Raw genomic sequence first — 21,552 nt, 5'->3', positions numbered from 1 at the left:
TCCTGATGGGACACCCACATGCGCTACGCAGTTCTCGGCACCGGCGTCGTCGGCCGTACGGTGGCCGCCCGGCTGGCCTCCCTGGGCCACGAGGTGGTCATCGGCACCCGCGACCCGGAGTCCACCCTCGCCCGCGCCGAGTACGCCGAATGGCAGGCCGCCCACCCTGCGATCGGCCTCGCGGGCTTCCCGCAGGCCGCGCGGGACGGCGAGGTCCTCGTCAACGCCACGGGCGGCCGGGTCAGCCTCGACGCCCTCGGCGAGGCCGACGCGGCCGACCTGGACGGCAAGATCCTGATCGACATCGCGAACCCGCTGGACTTCTCCAAGGGCTTCCCGCCCGTCCTGGACCCGGCCAACGACGACAGCCTCGGCGAGCTGATCCAGCGCACCTTCCCGCGGCTGCGCGTCGTCAAGACCCTCAACACCATGAACTGCCAGATCATGGTGGACCCGGCCCGGGTGCCGGGCGAGCACACCGTCTTCCTCTCCGGCGAGGACGCCGACGCCAAGAAGACCGTCCACGACCTGCTGGGCTCCTTCGGCTGGCCGGACCGCGCCATCCTCGACCTCGGCGGCATCGAGACCGCTCGCGGCACCGAGATGCTGCTCCCGGTGTGGCTGCGCGTGATGGGCGCCCTGGGGCACTCGGAGTTCAACTTCCACATCCAGGCGGCCGGCGGCCCCTCCGCCTGACCACCGCCCCGCTCCGCCGGACGGGGGCACAAATGTTGCCGCGCCCCCGTACCGCGCCGAGGGTGGCCGTGACGGAAGGAGCCACGCATGAGAGTCATGCTCAGGGCCCACATGGACACGGCCGCCACCAACGAGGGCATCACGACCGGAGGCCTGCCCCAGGCCATGAAGAGCCTGATGGACAAGGTCAAGCCCGAGGCGGCCTACTTCGGCCTCCACGAGGGCGTGCGCTCCTGCTGGATCGTCTTCGACCTCCAGGACAGCGCACAGATGCCCTCGCTGACCTGGGACCTGTTCCACGAGTTCAACGCCGAGATCGAGGTGGCCCCGGTCATGACCGGGGAAGACCTGGCGAAGGCACTGGGGGCTTTGCGGTCCTCGTGACGACCTCCCCGGCCGCGAGCAGCGGCAGCGTGAGCAGCGCCTGGATCCCGACCGTCCACCGCAGCCGCACCGGCAGGTCCACGCTCCCGGGCCAGGACCCACGGGGTGGACCCGCGGCGGGAGGGCGTGGCGGGAACGCAGAAGGCCCCGGTCCGCTTCCGCGTACCGGGGCCTTCCCGCAGGGTGAGTGACGGGACTTGAACCCGCGGCCACCTGGACCACAACCAGGTGCTCTACCAGCTGAGCTACACCCACCATGTCCGGTCGCAGAACGACCGGCCGAAGAAAAGGGTACAGGGTGTTGGAGGGTGCTCGCTCCACCTTTCCCCCGCGCCCCCCTCCGGAGGGTCTACTCGTCCGTGACGACGTGCTTGGCGGCGATGGTGCGGGCGGTGTCCGAGTCGGGTCCGGGCTGCGGCACGAAGACCGCCTCCCGGTAGTAGCGCAGCTCGGCGATGGACTCCTTGATGTCCGCGAGCGCCCGGTGGTTGCCGTTCTTCGGCGGACTGTTGAAGTACGCGCGCGGGTACCAGCGGCGCGCCAGCTCCTTCACGGAGGACACGTCCACGATCCGGTAGTGCAGGTGGCTCTCCAGCGCGGGCATGTCGCGCGAGAGGAACCCGCGGTCGGTGCCGACCGAGTTCCCGCACAGCGGGGCCTTGCGCGGCTCCTTCACGTGCTCCCGCACGTACGCCAGGACCTGGGCCTCGGCGTCGGCGAGGGTCGTGCCGGCGGCCAGCTCGTCGAGCAGGCCGGAGGCGGTGTGCATCTCGCGCACCACGTCCGGCATGGTCTCCAGGGCCGCGTCCGGCGGGCGGATCACGATGTCCACGCCTTCGCCGAGCACGTTGAGCTCCGAGTCGGTGACCAGCGCGGCCACCTCGATAAGTGCGTCGTCCGTCAGCGAGAGCCCGGTCATCTCGCAGTCGATCCACACCATGCGATCGTTCATGCGCCCCACCTTATGCCGAAGGTCCCCCCACCGGTGCTCCACCGGTGGGGGGACCTCCTCGCTCGTGCGGGGACGGCTACGCGTGCTCGCGCAGCACCCGGCTCGGGGCGTACAGCTCGGTCACGCTCGGGCCGGAGGCGGCCAGGGCCGCCGCGGCCCGCTGGGGCTGCGGGGTGCGCTGGTGCGGCACCGGCGAGCCCTGCATCTCCGGCACCGGCGCGTCGGCCTGGGGCCGGCGGGCGCGGTAGGCGGAGCGGTAGGCGGCCGGGGAGGAGCCCAGCTGCCGCCGGAAGTGGCCGCGCAGGGCGACCGGCGAGCGGAAGCCGCAGCGTCCGGCGACCTCGTCGACCGAGTAGTCGGAGGTCTCCAGGAGCCGCTGTGCCTGGAGCACCCGCTGGGTGATCAGCCACTGGAGCGGCGCGCTGCCGGTGAGCGAGCGGAACCGCCGGTCGAAGGTGCGCCTGCTCATGTAGGCGCGGGCGGCCAGCGTCTCCACGTCGAACTGCTCGTGGAGGTGCTCCAGCGCCCAGGCGACGACCTCGGCGAGCGGGTCGGCGCCGATCTCCTCGGGCAGCGACCGGTCGAGGTAGCGCTCCTGGCCGCCGGTGCGGCGGGGCGGGACGACGAGCCTGCGGGCCAGGGCCCCGGCCGCCTCGCTGCCGTGGTCGGTGCGCACGATGTGCAGGCACAGGTCGATTCCGGCCGCGGTGCCCGCGGACGTCAGCACGTCGCCGTCGTCGACGAACAGCTCGCGCGGGTCGACGTGGACGGACGGGTAGCGCTTGGCCAGCGTCGGCGCGTACATCCAGTGCGTCGTCGCGGGCCGGCCGTCGAGCAGCCCGGCGGCGGCGAGCACGAAGGCTCCCGTGCACAGGCCGACGATCCGGGCGCCCTCCTCGTGCGCCAGCCGCAGCGCGTCGAGCGCTTCCGGCGGCGGCGGCGAGGTGATGGAGCGCCAGGCCGGAACGACGACCGTGCCTGCCCGGGCGATCGCCTCCAACCCGTACGGCGCGGTCAGTTCGAGTCCGCCGGTGGTCCGCAGCGGACCGTCCTCCCCGGCGCACACGAGCAGTCGGTAGCGTGGAACTCCCGCGTCCTGCCGGTCGATCCCGAACACGGACAGCGGAATGGAACTCTCGAAGATCGGCCCGCCGCTGAACAGCAGCACGGCGACGATCTCCCTGCGGCGACGCCCCGCGAGCTTCCGGCCCGCGTCTGCGACGACAGCGGCGGTGGAATCCTGGCTCATGGCGCTAAGCCCCCCTTGGGTGTCGCGACTCCTTGGTCTGGTCGCACCTGCACGTTTCCCCTCGGCCTTGCACGTGGATCCCCCGCCGTAAATACATGATCGAATCTACTGCGTCCCGTGGTGTCGGCGTGACAAGTTCAGCACGCAGCGCTATGTCGACTTGGCAACTTGGCGAAAAGCATTCGATCAGGAAGCGTTCCACTCCGCTACCCGACGGGGAAGCCCGCGATCCGGCCGTGGCCAGTACTCATGGGGTCGAATCGTCCCCTGTCGCCCATAGTCGCTGATGGTCGGGGGGGTGGGGGGACATTCCGGCAAGGGAAGCATGGGGTCCGGAAGTTGGCTGAAAACAACCGGGTGTGTACGTGCGAATCGGTCAGTCGTGGGGGGACGTGCCGCCGGAACCGTGGCAACCGCGGTGCGAACCGGCCCCGGTGCGGGAGTGCCGGCCGCGGTGCCCGGGCGGAAGCGGATCCTCCGACAGGACGCGGGCCGCGGCCCGCTCCGCCTTCTCCGAGTACCGCAGCAGCACCCGGCAGGCGGCCGTGACGGCCGCCAGTCCCAGGGTCGCCACGGCGGCCCCGCCGTACGAGGTCCCGTAGACCACCAGGACGACCGGTACGAGCAGGCAGCTGAAGGCCGCCCAGCGCACCACGTCACCCGCAGGGTCGTCGTGTACCCGTCCGGCGGACTGCACGGACGGGTGAAGCGGAGCGCGCACGGAGGACGGCGCGGAGCGGGCGGACCGGGTGGACCGCGTCATCGGAGCGGGCTGGACGGGCTGGACGGGGTGAACCGGATGGCCGGGCACGGCGTACTCCCTGCGGGCTCTTCCTGGACGGTCGGACTCTTGTCCAACGCCCCGGTACGGGCCTCGGTCACTGCGCGCACGGGTGGCGCAAGGGCCTCTCGTCACTGCCTGTAGGGGACAGCTGCCATTGCCAAGGCGCCCGCGCTCCGGCATGCTCCCTGGGACGCTCTCCAAGGGCGGCATGCCCTGTGCAGGACAGGAGTGTCGCCGTACCCTGGTGGGTAAGGGCTTGGAAAGATGCTTCCAGGACAGAGCCCGGTCACGCTGCGTCGTCAAAAGCGCTCGTGGCACGGGCCCCCGTCGTCAGAAGATCCGAGTCGCCGAAACCGTCCCTGTCGCTTCCCCCGAGGACTCTTCCCCGAGACATCATGGCCGGTCACGAATTCCCCGAACCCGCGGACCGCAAGCGCAAGCACCTCGCCGATTCCGTATCGAGCGACCTGCGCGCGGTGGAACAGACGCGCCACCCCTGCGACCCGGCCTTCCGGCACGGCGTGGTGGTGGGCTTCGACGGCTCCACGTCCAGTGAGCGCGCCCTGGCGTACGCGATCGGCATGGCCCGGCGATCCGGTTCCGGTCTGATCATCGTGCACGTCGCGAACCGGCTGCCCACCACGGTGTGGGCCGGCTGCGAGCCGCCCGTCTTCGTGGACGTGCCCGACCACCGCACCGAGGTGCTCGGTCTGGAGCTGGCCTGCGCGGACTACCTGTCCGAGGTGCCGTGGATCCTCGTCGAGCGCGGGGGCGACATCTGCCACGAGCTGGAGGAGGTCGGCCGGGAGTACTCGGCGGACGCCATCGTGGTGGGCTCCACGCACGGGATCGTCGGCCGGATCTTCGGCTCGGTCGCGGGGCGGCTGGCGAAGCGGGCGCAGCGACCCGTTGTTGTCATTCCGTAACCCGTCGTATGTCGATTGTGCGGTTGTGAACCCCCTTGTAAAGGGTAGATAAATGCTGCTGGGACGCAGCAAACAACTGCAGATCGAAGGGAGCCCGCCGTGGACAATGGTGTCTCTGCGGGAAGCAAGGCCTCGACTTCGACCCTGGGGAACATCGCCCTGGGTCTCACCCTTCTCGCGTTCGGTATCGGCCACACGGGTGTCCTCTCGGGTGTGACCGCCGCCAACTCCGTGTCGCTCGCCATGTACGTCGGCGGCGCGGCCCTCTTCCTCCTCGGCCTCCTCGAGTACCGCGGCGGCAACGGGTTCAACGGCACCGCCTTCGCGGGCCTCGGCATCTTCTGGTTCACCTGGGCCAAGGGCGCGGGGGCCGCGGTCTCCGACGAGGCGGCCGGAACGTTTCTCGTCCTCTTCGCGATGCTCGCGCTGACCCTGACGCTCGCCGCGTCGAGCGGGCTGTTCGGCCAGGGCGTCTACGCCCTGCTGACCCTCTCCCTCCTCCTGCTGGCCATAGCCGCCTTCGCGGACAGCGCCGGACTGGGCAAGGCGGGCGGCTGGGCCGCGGCCGTGGCCGGGCTGCTGGCCTGGTACGGGGCGACGGCCGCGCTGGCCAACTGGCCGATGGCGCTGGGCAGGACCTCCGGACGGGCGGTCGCCGCGGGCTGACGGGCCCGGACCGCGCGCGGGACAACGCGAAGGGGTGCCACCGGAGTTCCGGTGGCACCCCTTCCAAGTGCCGTGCCCGCGCCGCTTCCGCGTGCGCGGTGCGACTACTCGACCGTGACGGACTTCGCCAGGTTGCGCGGCTTGTCGATGTCCCGGCCCAGGGCCAGGGCGGTGTGGTACGCCAGCAGCTGGAGCGGGATGCCCATCAGGATCGGGTCCAGCTCGTCCTCGTTCTTGGGCACGAGGATGGTGTGGTCGGCCTTCTCCTGCTCGCGGTGGGCGACGGCCAGGATCCGCCCGCTGCGGGCCTTGATCTCCTCCAGCGCCGCGCGGTTCTTCTCCAGCAGGTCGTCGTCCGGGACGATCGCGACCGTCGGCATGGCCGGCTCGATGAGGGCGAGCGGGCCGTGCTTCAGCTCGGAGGCCGGGTAGGCCTCGGCGTGGATGTAGGAGATCTCCTTCAGCTTGAGGGAGGCCTCCAGGGCGACGGGGTAGCCCCGGACGCGGCCGATGAACATCATCGACTTGGCGTCGGCGTACTCGGCGGCGAGGCGCTTGATGTCCTCCTCGCCCTTGAGGACCTCCTCGATCTGCGCGGGCAGCTTGCGCAGGCCGTCGATGATCCGCTTGCCGTCGGTGACCGACAGGTCCCGGATCCGGCCGAGGTGCACGGCGAGCAGCGCGAAGGCCACCACCGTGTTGGTGAAGCACTTGGTGGAGACGACGCAGACCTCGGGGCCGGCGTGGACGTACACGCCGCCGTCGGCCTCGCGGGCGATCGCGGAGCCGACCACGTTGACGACGCCGAGGACGCGGGCGCCCTTGCGCTTGAGCTCCTGGACGGCCGCGAGCACGTCGTACGTCTCACCCGACTGGGAGACGGCGATGTACAGGGTGTCGGGGTCCACGACCGGGTTGCGGTAGCGGAACTCGGAGGCCGGCTCGGCGTCGGCGGGGATGCGGGCCATGCTCTCGATGAGGCCGGCGCCGATCAGGCCGGCGTGGTACGAGGTGCCGCAGCCCAGGATCTTGACGCGGCGGATGCCGCGCGCCTCGCGGGGGTCCAGGTTCAGGCCGCCCAGGTGGACGGTGTTGAAGCGGTCGTCGATCCGGCCGCGCAGCACGCGGTCGACCGCGTCGGGCTGCTCGGAGATCTCCTTGTGCATGTAGGTGTCGTGGCCGCCCATGTCGTAGGAGGCGGCCTCCCACTCCACGGTCTCCGGGGTGGCGGTGGTCGTCGTACCGCTGGTGGTGTACGTGCGGAAGTCGTCGGCCTTGAGGGTGGCCATCTCGCCGTCGTTGAGGGTCACGACCTGGCGGGTGTGCGCGATCAGGGCGGCCACGTCGGAGGCGACGAGCATCTCCTTCTCGCCGATGCCGAGGATGACCGGGGAGCCGTTGCGGGCGACGACGATGCGGTCGGCGAAGTCGGCGTGCATGACGGCGATGCCGTAGGTGCCCTCGATGACCTTGAGCGCCTCGCGGACCTTCTCCTCCAGGCTGTCGGCCTGGGAGCGGGCGATCAGGTGGGTGATCACCTCGGTGTCGGTCTCGGACGCGAAGACGACGCCCTCGGCCTCCAGCTTGGCGCGCAGCTCGGCGGCGTTGTCGACGATGCCGTTGTGGACGACGGCGACCTTGTTCTCGGGGTCCAGGTGCGGGTGCGAGTTGGTGTCGCTCGGGGCGCCGTGGGTGGCCCAGCGGGTGTGGGCGATGCCGGTGGTGCCGGCGAAGCGCTTGGGGACGCGGGCCTCCAGGTCGCGGACGCGGCCCTTCGCCTTGACCATCTTCAGCGCGGCGGCCTTCGGGCTGTTGACGACGATGCCGGCGGAGTCGTATCCGCGGTACTCCAGTCGTGCCAGGCCTTCGAGCAGCAGCGGCGCCACGTCGCGCTTGCCGATGTAACCGACGATTCCGCACATACGGTGTTGCCCCTCCTGAGGTTCGGTGGTCGTGCTCTTCCCCGCGCGGCGGCCTGTCCGGGCCCGCCGTGCCGGCCCCTGTCAGCCGTAGACGATGCGGCGCAGCTGCCGGAGCGAGAGCTCCGGTGGCGCCACGGCGCGGTGCGGCAGTTCGGCCGCGATCCGCTCGAAGATCTCGGCGTTGACCGCGCCGCCCGACTGCAGCTCGCGGTGGCGGCGGCGGACGAACTCCTCCGTCGTCTCGTTGAAGTAGGCGAGCACGTCCAGTACCACCCGGGCGGCTTCTCCGCGCTGCAGCGCGGTGCTGCGCACCAGGTGGTCGACGAGGTCGTCATGCGACGGGCGGCGGTCGAGCACCAGTAGATATTGACTGTCCAAGGAGTGAAACGCAAAGATCCTGCCCGATATCGGGCAGGATCTCGCTGGTCTGGACCAGGGAAGGGGAAATTCCGGTACTCGTTGGTCAGAAACGACCCAAAATCGCCGCCTTCGCCGCCGAGAACTCATCGGCGGTGAGGATCCCCGACTGGTGCAGCTCGCCCACCTCGCGCAGCCGCCGCAGCAGGGTGTCGTGGTCCGCTGGCTCGCCCGCCAGCGCGGGGGCCGCGTCCGCGAGCGGCAGCGGCCGCTCCGGCTCGGGCGCGGGAGCCGCGGGATGGGGCATCCGTACCGCCACGGCCGCCGCCACCAGCGCCATCAGCGGGTCCTTCTTGAAGCCGAAGAGCTCCACCGTGCACCGGTCGTACTTGGGCGCGGACGCCGGCGGGGCGCCCTCCAGGGTGAACCGCAGCCACCCGTTGTCCAGGCCCTTCGAGGGGGACCAGTCCACCGCCCGCACGTCCGCGACCCGGAACTCGCACGGGCCGCCCGAACGCTTGGCCTCCTCCGTGGTCCAGTTCCAGTCCAGCACCACCCGGTCCCCGTCGAAGGAGGCCGTGGCGTCACCCGCCCCGAACGACAGCGGCACCGGCGGCCCCGGCATCAGGTACGCGTCGCACGGCCCCGGATCCACCTGGTCCAGCAGCAGGGCATTGCGCACCTCGTCCACGAAGTACTCCGCGACGCCGCTGCGGTCCGACTCCACCGACAGCCGGTACGGGTCCGAGCCCTCCGGCAGCCGCCCGCCCGTCACCTGCATCAACGGGTCCGCCCCGTCCCGCAGCCGCAACCGAAGCCGGCCCGCCTTGCGCCCCGGCTCGTAACTGATCCCCCCGATCGCGCGCAACGGCACGACCACCTCGCCCAGGTGCTGCCGGAGCAGCCCCACCCCCTTGTCGCGGCCCGGCACGATGCGCACCGCGTCCCCGTCGAAGGTCCACGTACCGTCCTTCTGGATGATTTCCGCCATCCGGTGATTCTCCCACCGCCATGTGCGGCCCCAGAGGGGGCCGTTTGGCCTATACCTGGGCGGATGAGAGCCCTGCGCCGCACGCTCGCCGCCCTCCTCGTCCTGGCCTCCGCCGTCTCCTGCACGGCGGCCCACGGCGACGACGCCAAGCACCCGCACGCTTCCGCCGTCCTCGCCCCCTACGAACGGCTCCTGCCGGCGCCGGTCTCCGCCCGGGCCTCGGGCGGCGCCGGGTACGCCTTCGGCCCGGGCACGGTGATCCGTACCGGGCCGGGCTCCCCGGAGGAGGTGCGGCAGGTCGGGGAGCTCCTCGCGGAGCAGCTGCGCGCGGCCGGGGGGATGCCGCTGCCGGTGGTGGACGGGGACGAGGGGGACGGGATCCGGCTGCGGCTGGACGCCCGGGCCCGGGAGCTGGGCGCGGAGGGCTACCGCCTGCACACCACCGCCTCCGGGGTCACCCTGACCGCGCACGCCCCGGCGGGCCTGTTCCGCGGCGGGCAGACGCTGCGGCAGCTGCTGCCGGTGCGGGGCGCGGGCGAGGTCCCGGCGGGCGACGTCACGGACACCCCGCGCTTCGCGTACCGGGGGGCGATGGTCGACATCGCCCGCCACCACTTCCCCCTCGAACAGGTCAAGCGGTACGTCGACCAGCTCGCCCAGTACAAGATCAACACCCTGCACGTGCACCTCACCGACGACCAGGGCTGGCGCATCGCCGTCGACTCCTGGCCGCGCCTGGCGGCGTACGGCGGCGGCAGCGAGGTCGGCGGCGGGCCGGGCGGCCACTGGACCAAGTCCGAGTACCGGGAGCTGGTCGCCTACGCGGCCCGCCGCTACGTCGACGTGGTCCCGGAGATCGACATGCCCGGCCACGTCAACGCCGCCCTGGCCTCCTACGCGGAGCTGAACTGCGACGGCAAGGCCCCCGAGCGCTACACCGGGATCAAGGTCGGCTTCAGCTCCCTGTGCGTCGGCAAGGAGCGCACGTACGAGTTCGTCGACGACGTCCTCGGCGAACTGGCCGCCCTCACCCCCGGCCGCTACCTCCACATCGGCGGCGACGAGGCCCACTCCACCCCGGCGGCGGACTACGCGGCCTTCATGGACCGCGCCCAGGCGGTGGTGGCCAAGCACGGCAAGACGGTGGTGGCCTGGCACCAGCTCGCGAACGCCCGCCCGGCACCGGGCGCCGTCCTCCAGTACTGGGGCCACGACAAGACGGCCGCGGCGGAGAAGACGGCGGTCGCGACAGCCGCCCGCTCGGGCCACCCGGTGATCCTCTCCCCGGCGGACCGCGCCTACCTGGACATGAAGTACGACAAGGCGACGAAGCCGGGCCTGGCCTGGGCCGGCTACGTCCCGGTGCAGCGCTCCTACTCCTGGAACCCGGGTGCCTACCTCCCGGACGTCCCCGAATCCGCGGTCCTGGGCGTGGAGGCCCCCCTGTGGACGGAGACCATCGCCACCCGCGCCGACTGGGAACTGATGGCGTTCCCCCGCCTCCTCGGCATCGCGGAACTCGGCTGGTCCCCGTCCACGTCCCTGGACTGGCCCGGCTACCGGGAGCGCCTGGCCGCCCAGGGCCCCCGCCTGACCGCCCAGGACACGGCGTACTACAGGGCGCCGGAGGTGCCCTGGGAGTAGCCGGTGAGGAAGGTGCCGAGGGCGTCGGCGAGGGCGCGCATGTCCTCGCCGGCGGCGTGCACGGTGGTGGCCTCGAACCGCCAGGCGTCAGACACCGGCCGGTCGTGGAGCCCCCACGTCAGGTGGACGTGACCGCCGGACCGGTGCTCAGCCGAAAGGGACAGGTCGTGTTCGAGGGAACGCCAGGTCCGCGCCCCTTCCCAGCCCCGGAAGTCCTCGGCGAGTGAGGCGAGGAAGCCGTCGAGGCCGTCGCCGTCCCAGGTCCGCACGAGGGTCTCGACGCTCAGGTGCTCGCCCCGCGCTCTGACGAGGAAGTCGAGCGTGGGGTCGTCCCCGTACGGCCGCTCGGGCCGGGAGAACAGCAGCCGGACGGCCGCCCCGGGCTCGCCGACGTGCATCTGCGGTCTGCCGGAATCGGCGTAGTCGATCACACGAGCAGATTAGAAGGGACGTGCACGGGATCGGCCCGCGGGCGGCCCGATCGGGGCTAGGGCACGCTCAGTACGTACCACTGCCGCATGGAGGGGCGGTTGCGCACGTAGAGATGTGGCCCGCGGCCGACGGGGCGGGTGTACCGGCGCACGGGATCGCCGTTCGGCCAGGTCAGCTCGCCCCTGCCGGTGATCACCGCCCCGCCGTCGGTCAGTCGGCAGTGGTGGACCTGCCGCAGGTGCATGTGGGCCGTGCCGGGCTCCGAGCCCCCGAGCAGCAGCAGGCGGTCGTCCCGTACGGCGAGCCCCCACGCGTCGGCCACGGGCAGCTCCCGGATCCGGATCGGCTCCCCGGCCCGCAGCTCGGCCAGGGGAGAGCCGGGGCCGCTGTAGGCCGTTCGGACGACCGAGTCCGTGACGTTGAGCGCGTCGATCTCGACCACGACGTGGTAGGGCTTCGGCGGGTGGAAACCGTGTTGGCGGTTGCCACTCGCGTCCCACCGGACCAGGGCGCCCGCACCGATGGGGTCCCCGTAGATGCCCTCGTCGTTGTAGCCGGTCCAGAGATTCGCCCGGCCGTCCGCCGCCATGTGCAGGAGACCGGAGCCCATGGCGAAGCGCCGGCGGGAGCGGCCTCGCCGGTCGAAGATCTGGCCGTCGCGCGGATCCCGATCCCCCCGGCCGAAGCCGTACAGGACGAACTCGTCCCGGGCCAGCGCGTCGATCTGCCGCGGGACGATGGCCACGCCGGTCAGGGTCTGTTCACGGACGTGTGCCCCGTCACGGATGACGAGGAGCGCATCGAAGGGCAACTCCGGCGGCTCGACGGAGCGCCAGCCATGGGGCTGGGGCTGGAATCGGGCGTTCTCACAGATCAACCAGAGGGCCCTTCCCCACGCGTCCACCGTGGAGGCCAGGACCTTCCGTTCGTCGTACTGCCGAGGCAACAGTGCGTAGGGTCGCAGCGCCGCCTTCGTCAAGAAATCACCTCACGGGCGAAGGAACAGATCGCGCCATGGTCACATGTACCGAGTCCGCCCCGGGCTCAGGGGCGGGTGGCGGCCTTCACGTCGTGGATGAAGGCAGCCCAGGCCGCCGCGCCGGCGCGGATGCCGGGCCGGGGGGTGTCCTTGCTGTCCCGCACGGCCAGCCGCCCCCTTTTTTCACCGCCGCGCGAAGGGCGCGACGGGATGGAGGCCGTGGAGGCGCCCTCTGGGCGGAGGCCATCACCACCCGCGCCTACTGCTAGCCGCGGCCGACAGAGGCCCTGTCGTGGTCCCGTGCAACCATCTGTGCAGCCGGGGGAGGCCGGCTGATGGACGCCAAGGGGGTTGCTTAGGGTGGTGGGATTTGACGAGGAGTGGGCCGAGCTGCGCGCGGCCGCGGCCGGGCGGGCAGCCGGGGGGACCCCGGTGCCGCCGGTGCTGGCGGCTGCCGGTCCGCCCGCGGATCCGCTCGGTGAGGCGCGGGAGGCGGCCGGGGCGCGGCTGGACGGGTTCCGGGAGCGGGTGGTGCTGGTGCCGCTGGACGAGCGGGGCGGGCTGTGGACCGCTGAACTCGGTGGCCTGGACTGGATCTGCGCCTTCTCCGGGGAGGAGGCCCTGGCCCGGTTCGCCGAGGCGCGGGGCGAAGCCGGGTCGGAGTGGGCGTTCCGGCGGGTGGCCGGGGCGCGGCTGCTGGACGAGGTGATCCCGGAGCTGGACTTCCCCTGCGGGGTGGCCCTGGACGCCGCCGGTCCCGACGGTGCGGTGTTCCCGCCGGTGCGCGGGATCGTGCCGGACGCGGCGGCGCTGGACGGGGAGGTGGCGGCGTGAGCGGGGACGGGTCCGACCTGGACGTGTCGAAGCAGGCACTGGGTCAGATCGCCGACGGGATCACGAAGACGCTGGCCGAGCTGAAGGAGCTCGGGATGGTGGGCACGGCGAGCATGGGCCGGGGCTTCTCGGACCTGTCGCTGTCGGGGCTGGAGACAGGGCACGACGGCCTGACGTCCTCGTTCAACGCGTTCTGCGAGCGCTGGGAGTGGGGCGTGCGCGCGCTCGTCCAGCAGGGCAACGACTTCGCCGCCAATGTGGGCCTGTCGGCCGGCCTGGTGCACGAACAGGACCAGTACATCCAGGGACGGCCCAGCGGGCCGTGGAGGCGGCCACGGAGAAGGCCCCGGCCATGCCGTCGGCATCCGAGCGCGCCTGGGGGAACTTCGTCGACCACGAGGCCGGCCAGGCGCTGGAGCTGAACCACTTCGTCGGCGGCGTGCTCAAGGGCACGGCGGGCACCATCGACTTCGCCCGAGGCCTGAACCCGTACGACCCGTACAACCTCACCCACCCGGCCGAGTACTCCCAGCACGTCAACATGACCCTGGCGGGCCTGGTCTCCACGGCCGCCCACCCGGAACGCATCCCGGGCGCGCTCCTCGACCCCCTGAAGGACGACCCCAGCGAGGGTCTCGGCCGCCTGGTTCCGGAGCTGCTGGGCACGAAGGGCGCGGGCGGCGTCAGGACGGGCGCGCGACTTGCCGGACGGGAAGGAGCTGAAGGGGCTTCGAAGGCGGGGCTGTCTGATGCCATGGCCACGCGGAGGGACTGGCGGGCGTGGAACTCGCCAAAGTCGACCAGGCCCGTGGCGCCTGAAACGCCCGGCGACGCCTACCTTTCCACCGGAGACCCCGTCTACTACAGGTCCGGATCCACGGCCATTGGGTACGACTCAAGCACCTTGGTAAACTTTGACCTAGTAAAGGCGAAAAGTGGCTATCACGACGTGGTAATTCATGGAAATTCTGATGGATTCTTCGAGCCGGGCAGGGTCAATGCTTCAGGGAAGGGCTTTTCGGCGGGGGATACGAATCCGACTCATGTGGTCGAGGCCATCCGCAATAATCCGCACTATGCAGGCGGGCCTGTTCGGCTGATCTCGTGTCATACGGGAACCGTGGGTGCCGGGGTCGCGGAAGTTCCAGCGGCGCAGAGTATTGCAAATCAGCTTGGTGTCCCGGTCTTGGCGCCAACCAACAAGGTCGGTGTTAGTCAGGCCCTTGGTGCCGGCCAGACCCCTGAAATATTTGGCGGAGGGTATTGGCGGATCTTCCTGCCCATAGCCTAGTGATGCGAACAGGAGACAAATGTGAAGATTCTCGGGTTCTATGCAGAGCTGTGGCCTCCGGCGGCCGGGAGTCCGGAGGGGTCCATCGAGGATTTTGTTCGAGAATCCCCGGAGCCCGATGAGGCTGCGATTTTGAGATATCTCGACGACGGTTGTGAGATCCTCTCCTTCATGGGCTCGGTGAAGGATGTTCTGGGGTCTGGTGAGAGGATCGTCGGGGGCGACAATATTCTCACCGACGGGGAATGGGTCTGGCGCGGAGACCTGTGGTACTACGTGCTGACGTATCACCTTGCCCTTCCTGCCGAGTTTCTTCAGCAGGTTCGTGCTCGCCAGTACCTCACGTCCGATGTGAGTAGCGAACAGCGCGTTGCCGTTTATGAACAGATGCGCCGCGTTCTGTAGGGCGCGGCTCCTGCTCGTCTTCACTCACTACTGCGAGGTGCGCTGGAGGCGGTCGAGGTGCGGCTGAACGGGGAGGTGGCGGCGTGAGCGGGGGGACGGGGCCGACCCGGACGTCTCGAAGCAGGCACTGGGCCAGATCGCCGAGGGCATCATGAAGACGCTGGCCGAGCTGAAGGAGCTCGGCATGGTGGGAACGGCCAGTATGGGCCGCGGCTTCTCGGACCGTGCGGTGGAGGGAAATGATGTCGGTATCCCGGATGGAAGCGCATGCCAGCGCCCGCAGGTTCCTGGGGCAGACGTTTTCAGGGGGGTCTGGGTGGACGGTCGTCATGCAGCCTGAGCTGTCCTTCGAACACGACTTCGCCTGGTGTGTTCGTTTCGACTCGCAGGAGCATCTCAACACGGGAAACCGGGCCCTGGCCCCGTTCACGCGGGTGGTGGTTGTTCCGAAGAACGGCGAGGCACCTCATTTCCCGCCCACCCACCTTCCCGTGGCTGCGTACCTTGACCAACTGGCAGCGGGCGACTGGACCCCGACCAAGGATTGAGGTCGGCTGATGATGGAACCTCAGGGCGTCGCGCTGCAACGGCTCTTTGGTACGTAACGAGGGCTTGTCGAGCCGGCAGAGCCGAACCCGGTGGCGGAGGACGTCGGGCTCGGCGGAGGAGTTCAAGAGCCTGGACGGGCTTCGGGAGTCCGGGGTCCGGGTCGTGCGGTACCGCGGAGGGGCGGGTGCGGCTTCGAGGGACCGTATCGAAGCCGCACCCGCCCCCTTTGTTCACCGCCGCGCGAAGGGCGCGACGGGGTTCTTGAGGGTGCCGATCAGCTGGAGGGCCGCCGCCGGGTCGGCGAGGTCGACCATCTGCTTGTTGTTGCGCAGCTGGAGGCGGTTCAGGCAGGACAGCTGGAACTCCTCCGCGAACAGGTCGTACTGCGCGAAGCGGTCCGCCAGGGCGGGGGCCGAGGCCTGGTAGTCGTGGGCGCAGTCCGCCACCGCCTGCCAGAAGACCGACTCCTCGCAGATGCCTTCCGCGACCAGGATGGAGTTCAGGAAGCGGAAGAAGCAGTCGAAGACGTCCGTGAAGATCGACAGGAGCTTCATGTCCTCCGGGATGTCGGCCCTGACGCGCTCGACGGCCGGCGGGAGGACCGCGTCCGGGTCCATGACCACGATCTCCTCGGCGATGTCCTTGAAGATCGCCCGCTGCACCACACCGTCCTTGATCACCAGGATGGTGTTCTCGCCGTGCGGCATGTAGGCGAGGTCGTACTGGTAGAAGCAGTGCAGGAGGGGGAGCAGGTAGGCGCGGAGGTAGGGCTTCAGCCACTCGGCGGGAGTGAGGCCCGATTCGGCGATGAGGGCGCCGACGAAGGACCTGCCGTCCGCGTCCACGTGCAGCAGCGAGGCCATGGTGGCCAGGCGCTCGCCGTCGCGCAGGGAGTTCACCGGGGACTCGCGCCACAGGGCCGCGAGCATCTTGCGGTACGGCGAGTAGCGGTCCGTGGCGCGCTCGTACTGGCGGTGGTGGTAGCCGATCGCCGCGCGCTCGCGGATGATCGAGAAGTCGACCGACTGGAGGACCGAATCGGATTCGATCAGCTGGTGGAGCCAGTCGTTGATGGCCGGGGTGGCCTCCATGTAGGCGGCGGACAGGCCGCGCATGAAGCCCATGTTGAGGACCGAGATGGCCGTCTTGACGTAGTGCTTCGTCGGGGTGGTGGTGTTGAAGAAGGTGCGGATCGACTGCTGTGCGAGGTAGGCGTCGGAGCCCTCGCCCAGCAGGACCAGGCGGCGGTTGGCGATCTCGGCCGCGAAGGTGACGGTGGTCTTGTTCCACCACTGCCAGGGGTGGATCGGCAGCAGGTGGTAGTCCGCCAGGTCCAGGCCCAGGGAGGTCATCTTCGCGGCGAAGAGGGTGAGGGCGTCCTCGCCGAGCTCCTCGCGCATGAAGGTGTCGTGGTCCAGGCCCGCGCCCGCCGTGAAGGTGGAGACGTCCTTGCGGGCGGCGACCCACACCAGGTGGACCGGGCTCGCCGTCTCCGGGGCGTACGAGAGGTACTCGTGCACGCCGAAGCCCAGCCGGCCGTTGTTGGCGACGAAGCAGGGGTGGCCCTCCGTCATGCCCGTCTCGATGTCCTGGAAGGTGGACTTCGCGAGGGTGGCGGAGGAGAGCTGGGGCTTGGTGTATTTGAAGCCCGCGCCGGCCAGGGTGGAGGAGATCTCCTCCAGGTAGACCGGCAGGACCTCCGCGCTCAGGCCCAGGGTCTGCTGGAGTTCGATGTGGAAGTCCAGGGCGTCGAGCGGGAGCTCGGTGCCGTTGCCGTGGCGGGTGATGGACTCCTCGTCCACCGCCCAGTGGTCCAGGGCGTGCAGGGCCGAGCGGAAGCGGTACTCGACCGTGCCGTCGTCGCTGCGGACCGAGTAGAGGTCCCCGCCCAGCGGCTCGGGCGTCAGCAGGCGCTCGTGGGAGAACTCGGCGAGGGCCTTGCGGACCAGGGCGCGGTTCGCGCGGGCCCACAGCTCGGGGGAGAGGTGGGAGACGGCGTCGGCGAGGCTCATGCCGTGACTCCCGTCGTGAGGGCGGTGGCCGCCTCGAACTGGGCGCGGGTGCAGAAGCTCAGCAGGGCGGTCTTCTCGGGCTTCTGGACCTCGCGCTCGGGGACGAAGCCCACGGCCTCGTTCAGGGCGTGGACGGCCTTGTTGCGCACGTCCGGCTCGACGACCACGCGCTCCGTCGCCGGGTCGGCGAAGAGGGAGGCCATGACCGTGGTGATCACCGCGCGGGTGAAGCCGGATATGGGGGTGTCCGAGGGGGCCACCAGGAAGTGCATGCCGACGTCGCCGGGCTGCGCGTCGTACAGGCCGACCAGCTCCAGCTCCGAGGGGTCGTAGCTCTCCATCAGGAAGGCCGGGCGGCCCTCGTGGAGGCCGATGTAGGCCTGGTGGTGCTCGTGCGCGGTGATGCGCACGTACTCGCGCTCGACCTCGGTGAGGGAGGCTTCCTGCATCATCCAGAACGCGGCTTTCGGGTGCGTCACCCAGCCGTGCAGGAGTTCCGCGTCCGAGAACGGGTCCAGGGGGCGGATGGAGAAGGTCCCGAGGGCCGCGTCGGTGCGGGCGAAGAGGAGTTCAGGGGTGGTGCTCATGCGTGCATGCCTTCCGGGGCCGCGAACTGCTGGAACGCGATGGACTTCTCGACCTTGTAGTACTCGCGGCCGAGCAGCTCACCGACGATGTACGCGTTGCGGTACGCGGCCATGCCCAGGTCGGGCGAGGTGAGGGAGTGGTTGTGGGTGGTGCCGTTCTGGAGGTACACCCCGCGGCCGGTGACGTCGACGGCGTAGTTGCGGCCGGCGTCGAGGCGGCCGTGGCCGTCGAAGTTCAGCCGGTCGTGGATCGGGGTGAGGAACTCCGGTGCCACGTACTTGTAGCCCGTGGCCAGGACCAGGCCTTCGGTGGTGAGGGCGAAGTCCCGCTCCTGCTCCTCCTGGCGCAGGCCCAGCGTGTACGTGCCGGTGGTGGTGTCGTACGCCGTGCTGTTCAGGGAGGTGTTGGTGAGCAGGGTCGTGGGGACCGTGCCCGGCATGGTGATCCTCTTCTGGTAGAGCAGGTCGAAGATGGCGTTGATGAGGTCGCCGTCGATGCCCTTGAAGAGGTTCTTCTGCTGGCCCTCCAGCCGGTAGCGGGTCTCCTCGGGGAGGGCGTGGAAGTAGTCCACGTACTCCGGGGAGGTCATCTCCAGCGTGAGCTTGGTGTACTCCAGGGGGAAGAAGCGCGGGGAGCGGGTGACCCAGTTGAGCTGGTAGCCGTGTACGTCGATCTCGGCGAGGAGGTCGTAGTAGATCTCGGCCGCGCTCTGGCCCGAGCCGATCAGGGTGATCGACTTCTTCTTCTGGAGGGCCTCCTTGTGCTGCATGTACGAGGAGTTGTGCAGGAAGTCCCCGCCGAGGTTCGCGCAGGACGCCGGGACGTGCGGCGGCGTGCCGGTGCCCAGGACCAGGCGGCGGGCCCGGTGGGTCTCGCCGCGGTCCGTGTGGACCTCGTACACGCCGGCGGCCTCGTCGTACGTCACCTCGGTGACGGAGGTGGAGTACAGGACGTTGTCGAGCCGGTCGGCGGCCCAGCGGCAGTAGTCGTTGTACTCGGCGCGCAGCGGGTAGAAGTTCTCCCGGATGTAGAAGGAGTACAGCCGGTCCTTGTCCTTCAGGTAGTTCAGGAAGGAGAAGGGCGAGGTCGGGTCGGCGAGGGTGACCAGGTCCGACATGAACGGCGTCTGCAGGTGCGCGCCGTCCAGGAACATCCCGGCGTGCCACTCGAAGTGCGGCTTCGACTCGATGAACAGCCCGTCGAGCTCGTCGATCGGCGCGGTCAGGCAGGCGAGTCCCAGGTTGAAGGGACCCAGGCCGATGCCGATGAAGTCGTGGGGCTTAGCGGTGGACGGCAAGGGATTCTCCCAGGAACTGCTCGGCGTGTGCGGCGAGGAGGTCGAGGACGGCCGCGATGTCGGCCGTCGTGGTCTGCGGGTTGAGGAGGGTGAACTTCAGGTACTGCTTGCCGTCCACCTTGGTGCCGGCGACGACGGCCTCACCGGAGGCGAACAGGGCCTTGCGGGCGTGCAGCTGGGCCTCGTCGACGAGGTCGGCGCGGGTCTCGCCGGCGGGCAGGTAGCGGAAGACGAGGGTGGAGATCTGCGGCTCGACGACGACCTCGAAGCGCGGGTCGGCCGCGATGACCCCGTAGCCGGCGGCGGCGAGGTCGACGACCTGGTCGAAGAGGGAGCCGACGCCGTCGGCGCCCATGATGCGCAGGGTCATCCAGAGCTTGAGGGCGTCGAAGCGGCGCGTGGTCTGGATGGACTTGTCGACCTGGTTCGGGATCCGCTCCTCGGCCATCCGGCGCGGGTTGAGGTAGTCCGCGTGGTACGTGGCGTGCTTGAGGGTGTCGCGGTCGCGGACCAGCATCGCGCTGGAGCTCACGGGCTGGAAGAACGACTTGTGGTAGTCGACGGTGACCGAGTCGGCCTTCTCGATGCCGTCGAGGAGGTGCCGGCGGGTGGGGGAGACCAGCAGTCCGCAGCCGTAGGCGGCGTCCACGTGCATCCACGCGGAGTGCTCGTCGGCCAGGCGGGCGATCTCGGGGAGCGGGTCGATGGACCCGAAGTCGGTGGTGCCGGCGGTGGCGACGACGGCCATGGGGAAGAGGCCCTCGGCGGCGCAGCTCTCCAGCTCCAGGGCCAGGACCGAGGTGTCCATGCGGCGGTTGCGGTCGACGGGCACGCAGATGACGGCCTCGTAGCCGAGGCCCAGCATGGCGGCGGACTTCTGGACGCTGAAGTGGCTGGCCTCGGAGGTGAAGATGCGCAGCTTCGGCAGCAGTTCGGCCTTGGTGAGCTCGGTGCCCTCGTCGAGGGCCCGCTTCATGACGGTGCGGCAGGCCTCGTCGCGGGCGAGGAGCAGGGCGTGGAAGTTCGACTGGCTGCCGCCGGAGGTGAAGATGCCGTCCGCGCCCTCGCCGAGGCCGATGCGGCGGGCGGTCCACTCGATCAGGCGGCGCTCGATGAGCGTGCCGCCGATGGACTGGTCCCAGGTGTCGAGGGAGGAGTTGACGGCCGACAGGACCGCTTCGCCGACCACCGCGGGGATGACCACCGGGCAGTTGAGGTGGCCCAGGTAGCGCGGGTGGTGGAAGTAGACGGCGTCGCGGAGGTAGACGTCCTCCAGCTCGTCGAGGGCGGCGGTGGCGTCGCCGAGCGGCTTGTCGAGGTCGATCCCGTCGATGACCGGGGCGAGTGCGTCGACGGATATGCCGGTGTGGGGCCGCTCGGTCGTGGCGAGTTTGGCGGCGACGCGGTCGACGCCCTCGGTGACGGAGCGCCGGTAGAGGTCCGCGGTCGTCTCGTTCAGCAGATGCTGGCGCATCAACTTTCCTCCGGGCAGGGGGGAGCGGGGGGACGGGTGGGGCTGGGGATGCGAGAGTTAGGTTAGCCTAACCTTAATTCGATCACAAATGCGGGAGGCCCCGGCGAATGAGGGGGGCTCCCGCGTGAACTGCCGCACACGGCACGGCCGTTGTGACGTCGTGACGTTGTGCCTGCGCGGCTACAGCTCGGACGCCGGGTCCTCGCTCGGGGCCTTGCCCGCGTACGCCTCGGCGAGCAGCTGCTCCTCGCTCGCGCCGAGCCGCCAGTAGCCGGTGAAGCGCACCGCGCGCCGGTCGATGAAACGTTCCTGCACCAGGTGGCGGCGTACCGCGCGGATCGTGCCGGCCTCACCCGCCAGCCAGGCGTACGGGGCCTCGGCGGCGGGCAGTTCCGCCGCGCGCATCTCCTCCACCACGCGGCCCGCCCGGTCGGCGCCGGACGCGCCCTTCTCGCGCACGATCCAGGTGATGTCCACGTCGGCGTCGGTGCGCAGGGCCAGCCGGTCGTCCGCGTGCGGGACCTCGAACCAGGCCCTGGCCTTCGCTCCGGCCGGGAGCCGGTCCAGGATCGCGGCGGCGGCGGGCAGGGCCGTCTCGTCCGCGTACATCAGGAAGGCGTCGGTGGCGGCCGGGGGCTGGAAGCGCACGGACTTGTTCTCCGCGACGGCCGGGCCGATCGCCATGATCCGGCGGCCGGTGACGGCCCTTCCCGCCCAGCGGGAGGCCGGTGAGGCATCTCCGTGCAGCACGAAGTCGATGTCGACCTCGTCCACGCCCTCGTCCGTACGCCGCTGCTCGCGCACGGTGTACGAGCGCATCACCGGGCGGTCCTCGTCCGGCATCGCGCGCCAGGCCCCGAACCAGGTGTCCTCGTCGGTGGAGGGCAGTTCGGTGTGCTCGACGTGCGTCGGCGGCAGGAAGAGCGAGAGGCTCTGGTCGTACCCGCCCGATCTGAAGCCGGCCAGGGACTCGCCGCCGAAGGTGACGCGCAGGAACGAGTGGCCGAGCCGGCGCGTGCGCAGCACTTCCATCGTGAAGAAGCGGAAGTGCGCCACGGCCTGTTCGGCCTCGGATGCGGTGGCGGTCATGCGCGAGTCCCCCCTGGGATTCGAGTGGGCG

General features: G+C 70.3%; 24 protein-coding genes and 1 tRNA gene. 10 read left to right on the top strand and 15 right to left on the bottom strand.

Annotation, left to right across the window (positions count from 1 at the left end):
* Window positions 1-18: 18 nt before the first annotated feature.
* Window positions 19-696: an NAD(P)-binding domain-containing protein gene (locus SSNG_RS12540; protein ID WP_007264200.1), complete on the top strand. Its 678-nt coding sequence runs from the start codon at window positions 19-21 to the stop codon at window positions 694-696.
* Window positions 697-783: 87 nt separating this feature from the next.
* Complete coding sequence (locus SSNG_RS12535; protein WP_007264199.1) at window positions 784-1,080, top strand: DUF3303 family protein; 297 nt, start codon at window positions 784-786, stop codon at window positions 1,078-1,080.
* Window positions 1,081-1,262: 182 nt separating this feature from the next.
* Here SSNG_RS12535 and SSNG_RS12530 read toward each other — a convergent pair.
* From SSNG_RS12530 to SSNG_RS12515, 4 genes are all read right to left on the bottom strand, one after another.
* Window positions 1,263-1,335 (bottom strand) — tRNA-His (locus tag SSNG_RS12530).
* Between the two features lie 94 nt (window positions 1,336-1,429).
* Window positions 1,430-2,032: an oligoribonuclease gene (gene orn / locus SSNG_RS12525; protein WP_007264198.1), complete on the bottom strand. Its 603-nt coding sequence runs from the start codon at window positions 2,030-2,032 to the stop codon at window positions 1,430-1,432.
* A 76-nt stretch (window positions 2,033-2,108) separates the two neighbouring features.
* Window positions 2,109-3,281 carry a helix-turn-helix domain-containing protein gene (locus SSNG_RS12520; protein WP_007264197.1) on the bottom strand — a complete coding sequence of 391 codons (1,173 nt, stop codon included), beginning with the start codon at window positions 3,279-3,281 and terminating at the stop codon, window positions 2,109-2,111.
* 376 nt (window positions 3,282-3,657) lie between these two features.
* Window positions 3,658-3,978: a hypothetical protein gene (locus tag SSNG_RS12515; RefSeq protein WP_042803396.1), complete on the bottom strand. Its 321-nt coding sequence runs from the start codon at window positions 3,976-3,978 to the stop codon at window positions 3,658-3,660.
* 482 nt (window positions 3,979-4,460) lie between these two features.
* Between SSNG_RS12515 and SSNG_RS12510 the strand changes: the two genes are divergently transcribed.
* Window positions 4,461-4,991, top strand: coding sequence for a universal stress protein (locus tag SSNG_RS12510; protein ID WP_007264195.1), 531 nt, complete (start codon window positions 4,461-4,463; stop codon window positions 4,989-4,991).
* 99 nt (window positions 4,992-5,090) lie between these two features.
* Window positions 5,091-5,657, top strand: coding sequence for a GPR1/FUN34/YaaH family transporter (locus SSNG_RS12505; protein ID WP_007264194.1), 567 nt, complete (start codon window positions 5,091-5,093; stop codon window positions 5,655-5,657).
* Window positions 5,658-5,761: 104 nt separating this feature from the next.
* Here SSNG_RS12505 and glmS read toward each other — a convergent pair whose 3' ends face one another.
* The 3 genes from glmS to SSNG_RS12490 form a co-directional block, all read right to left on the bottom strand.
* Window positions 5,762-7,579, bottom strand: coding sequence for a glutamine--fructose-6-phosphate transaminase (isomerizing) (gene glmS, locus SSNG_RS12500; RefSeq protein WP_007264193.1), 1,818 nt, complete (start codon window positions 7,577-7,579; stop codon window positions 5,762-5,764).
* Window positions 7,580-7,660: 81 nt separating this feature from the next.
* Window positions 7,661-7,936: a hypothetical protein gene (locus tag SSNG_RS12495; protein WP_007264192.1), complete on the bottom strand. Its 276-nt coding sequence runs from the start codon at window positions 7,934-7,936 to the stop codon at window positions 7,661-7,663.
* Between the two features lie 106 nt (window positions 7,937-8,042).
* The gene (locus SSNG_RS12490) at window positions 8,043-8,927 is read right to left on the bottom strand and encodes a DUF4429 domain-containing protein (RefSeq protein WP_007264191.1); all 885 of its coding nucleotides are present in this window, start codon (window positions 8,925-8,927) and stop codon (window positions 8,043-8,045) included.
* A gap of 63 nt (window positions 8,928-8,990) precedes the next feature.
* Here SSNG_RS12490 and SSNG_RS12485 point away from each other — a divergent pair, with 63 nt between their 5' ends.
* Window positions 8,991-10,571 carry a beta-N-acetylhexosaminidase gene (locus SSNG_RS12485; RefSeq protein ID WP_007264190.1) on the top strand — a complete coding sequence of 527 codons (1,581 nt, stop codon included), beginning with the start codon at window positions 8,991-8,993 and terminating at the stop codon, window positions 10,569-10,571.
* Here the strand turns inward: SSNG_RS12485 and SSNG_RS12480 are convergent.
* The 3 genes from SSNG_RS12480 to SSNG_RS39490 form a co-directional block, all read right to left on the bottom strand.
* A complete protein-coding gene (locus SSNG_RS12480; protein ID WP_347232445.1) occupies window positions 10,541-11,002 on the bottom strand; it encodes a DUF6228 family protein in 462 nt (153 codons plus the stop codon). The two genes, SSNG_RS12485 and SSNG_RS12480, sit on opposite strands and share 31 nt — an antisense overlap.
* Before the next feature lie 56 nt (window positions 11,003-11,058).
* Window positions 11,059-11,748 (bottom strand): hypothetical protein, encoded by a 690-nt coding sequence (locus SSNG_RS12475; protein ID WP_129593301.1) that lies wholly within the window; start codon window positions 11,746-11,748, stop codon window positions 11,059-11,061.
* A 299-nt stretch (window positions 11,749-12,047) separates the two neighbouring features.
* Entirely contained in the window at window positions 12,048-12,146 is a 99-nt protein-coding gene (locus SSNG_RS39490) for a DUF397 domain-containing protein (RefSeq protein WP_165364995.1), read from the bottom strand.
* Window positions 12,147-12,345: 199 nt separating this feature from the next.
* Between SSNG_RS39490 and SSNG_RS12470 the strand changes: the two genes are divergently transcribed.
* The 5 genes from SSNG_RS12470 to SSNG_RS41135 all read left to right on the top strand — a co-directional run bounded on the left by SSNG_RS12470 (window position 12,346) and on the right by SSNG_RS41135 (window position 15,060).
* A complete protein-coding gene (locus SSNG_RS12470) occupies window positions 12,346-12,816 on the top strand; it encodes a hypothetical protein (RefSeq protein WP_128636942.1) in 471 nt (156 codons plus the stop codon).
* A complete protein-coding gene (locus SSNG_RS12465) occupies window positions 12,813-13,238 on the top strand; it encodes a hypothetical protein (protein WP_007264186.1) in 426 nt (141 codons plus the stop codon). Before SSNG_RS12470 ends, SSNG_RS12465 begins: the two co-directional genes overlap by 4 nt.
* Window positions 13,169-14,107, top strand: a complete 939-nt coding sequence (locus tag SSNG_RS43720; RefSeq protein WP_241695029.1) for a hypothetical protein — start codon at window positions 13,169-13,171, stop codon at window positions 14,105-14,107. Before SSNG_RS12465 ends, SSNG_RS43720 begins: the two co-directional genes overlap by 70 nt.
* Window positions 14,108-14,128: 21 nt before the next feature.
* Window positions 14,129-14,512 carry a hypothetical protein gene (locus SSNG_RS12460; protein WP_007264184.1) on the top strand — a complete coding sequence of 128 codons (384 nt, stop codon included), beginning with the start codon at window positions 14,129-14,131 and terminating at the stop codon, window positions 14,510-14,512.
* Window positions 14,513-14,751: 239 nt separating this feature from the next.
* The gene (locus tag SSNG_RS41135; RefSeq protein ID WP_050779609.1) at window positions 14,752-15,060 is read left to right on the top strand and encodes a YrhB domain-containing protein; all 309 of its coding nucleotides are present in this window, start codon (window positions 14,752-14,754) and stop codon (window positions 15,058-15,060) included.
* Between the two features lie 231 nt (window positions 15,061-15,291).
* Here the strand turns inward: SSNG_RS41135 and SSNG_RS12450 are convergent, their stop codons facing one another.
* From SSNG_RS12450 to SSNG_RS12430, 5 genes are all read right to left on the bottom strand, one after another.
* Window positions 15,292-17,073, bottom strand: coding sequence for an IucA/IucC family siderophore biosynthesis protein (locus SSNG_RS12450; protein WP_007264182.1), 1,782 nt, complete (start codon window positions 17,071-17,073; stop codon window positions 15,292-15,294).
* Window positions 17,070-17,660, bottom strand: a complete 591-nt coding sequence (locus SSNG_RS12445) for a GNAT family N-acetyltransferase (protein WP_007264181.1) — start codon at window positions 17,658-17,660, stop codon at window positions 17,070-17,072. The genes SSNG_RS12450 and SSNG_RS12445 overlap by 4 nt, the downstream gene beginning before the upstream one ends.
* On the bottom strand, window positions 17,657-18,958 hold the full coding sequence (locus SSNG_RS12440; RefSeq protein WP_007264180.1) for a SidA/IucD/PvdA family monooxygenase: 1,302 nt from the start codon (window positions 18,956-18,958) through the stop codon (window positions 17,657-17,659). The genes SSNG_RS12445 and SSNG_RS12440 overlap by 4 nt, the downstream gene beginning before the upstream one ends.
* A complete protein-coding gene (locus tag SSNG_RS12435; RefSeq protein ID WP_007264179.1) occupies window positions 18,942-20,432 on the bottom strand; it encodes an aspartate aminotransferase family protein in 1,491 nt (496 codons plus the stop codon). Before SSNG_RS12435 ends, SSNG_RS12440 begins: the two co-directional genes overlap by 17 nt.
* Window positions 20,433-20,612: 180 nt before the next feature.
* On the bottom strand, window positions 20,613-21,521 hold the full coding sequence (locus SSNG_RS12430) for a siderophore-interacting protein (protein ID WP_007264178.1): 909 nt from the start codon (window positions 21,519-21,521) through the stop codon (window positions 20,613-20,615).
* Between the last annotated feature and the right edge of the window lie 31 nt (window positions 21,522-21,552).

This window comes from Streptomyces sp. C (genome assembly GCF_000158895.1).
Taxonomy (GTDB): Bacteria; Actinomycetota; Actinomycetes; order Streptomycetales; family Streptomycetaceae; genus Streptomyces; species Streptomyces racemochromogenes.
The sequence above is the reverse complement of the archived record's forward strand: the minus strand, read 5'-3'. Positions and strand labels throughout refer to the sequence as shown.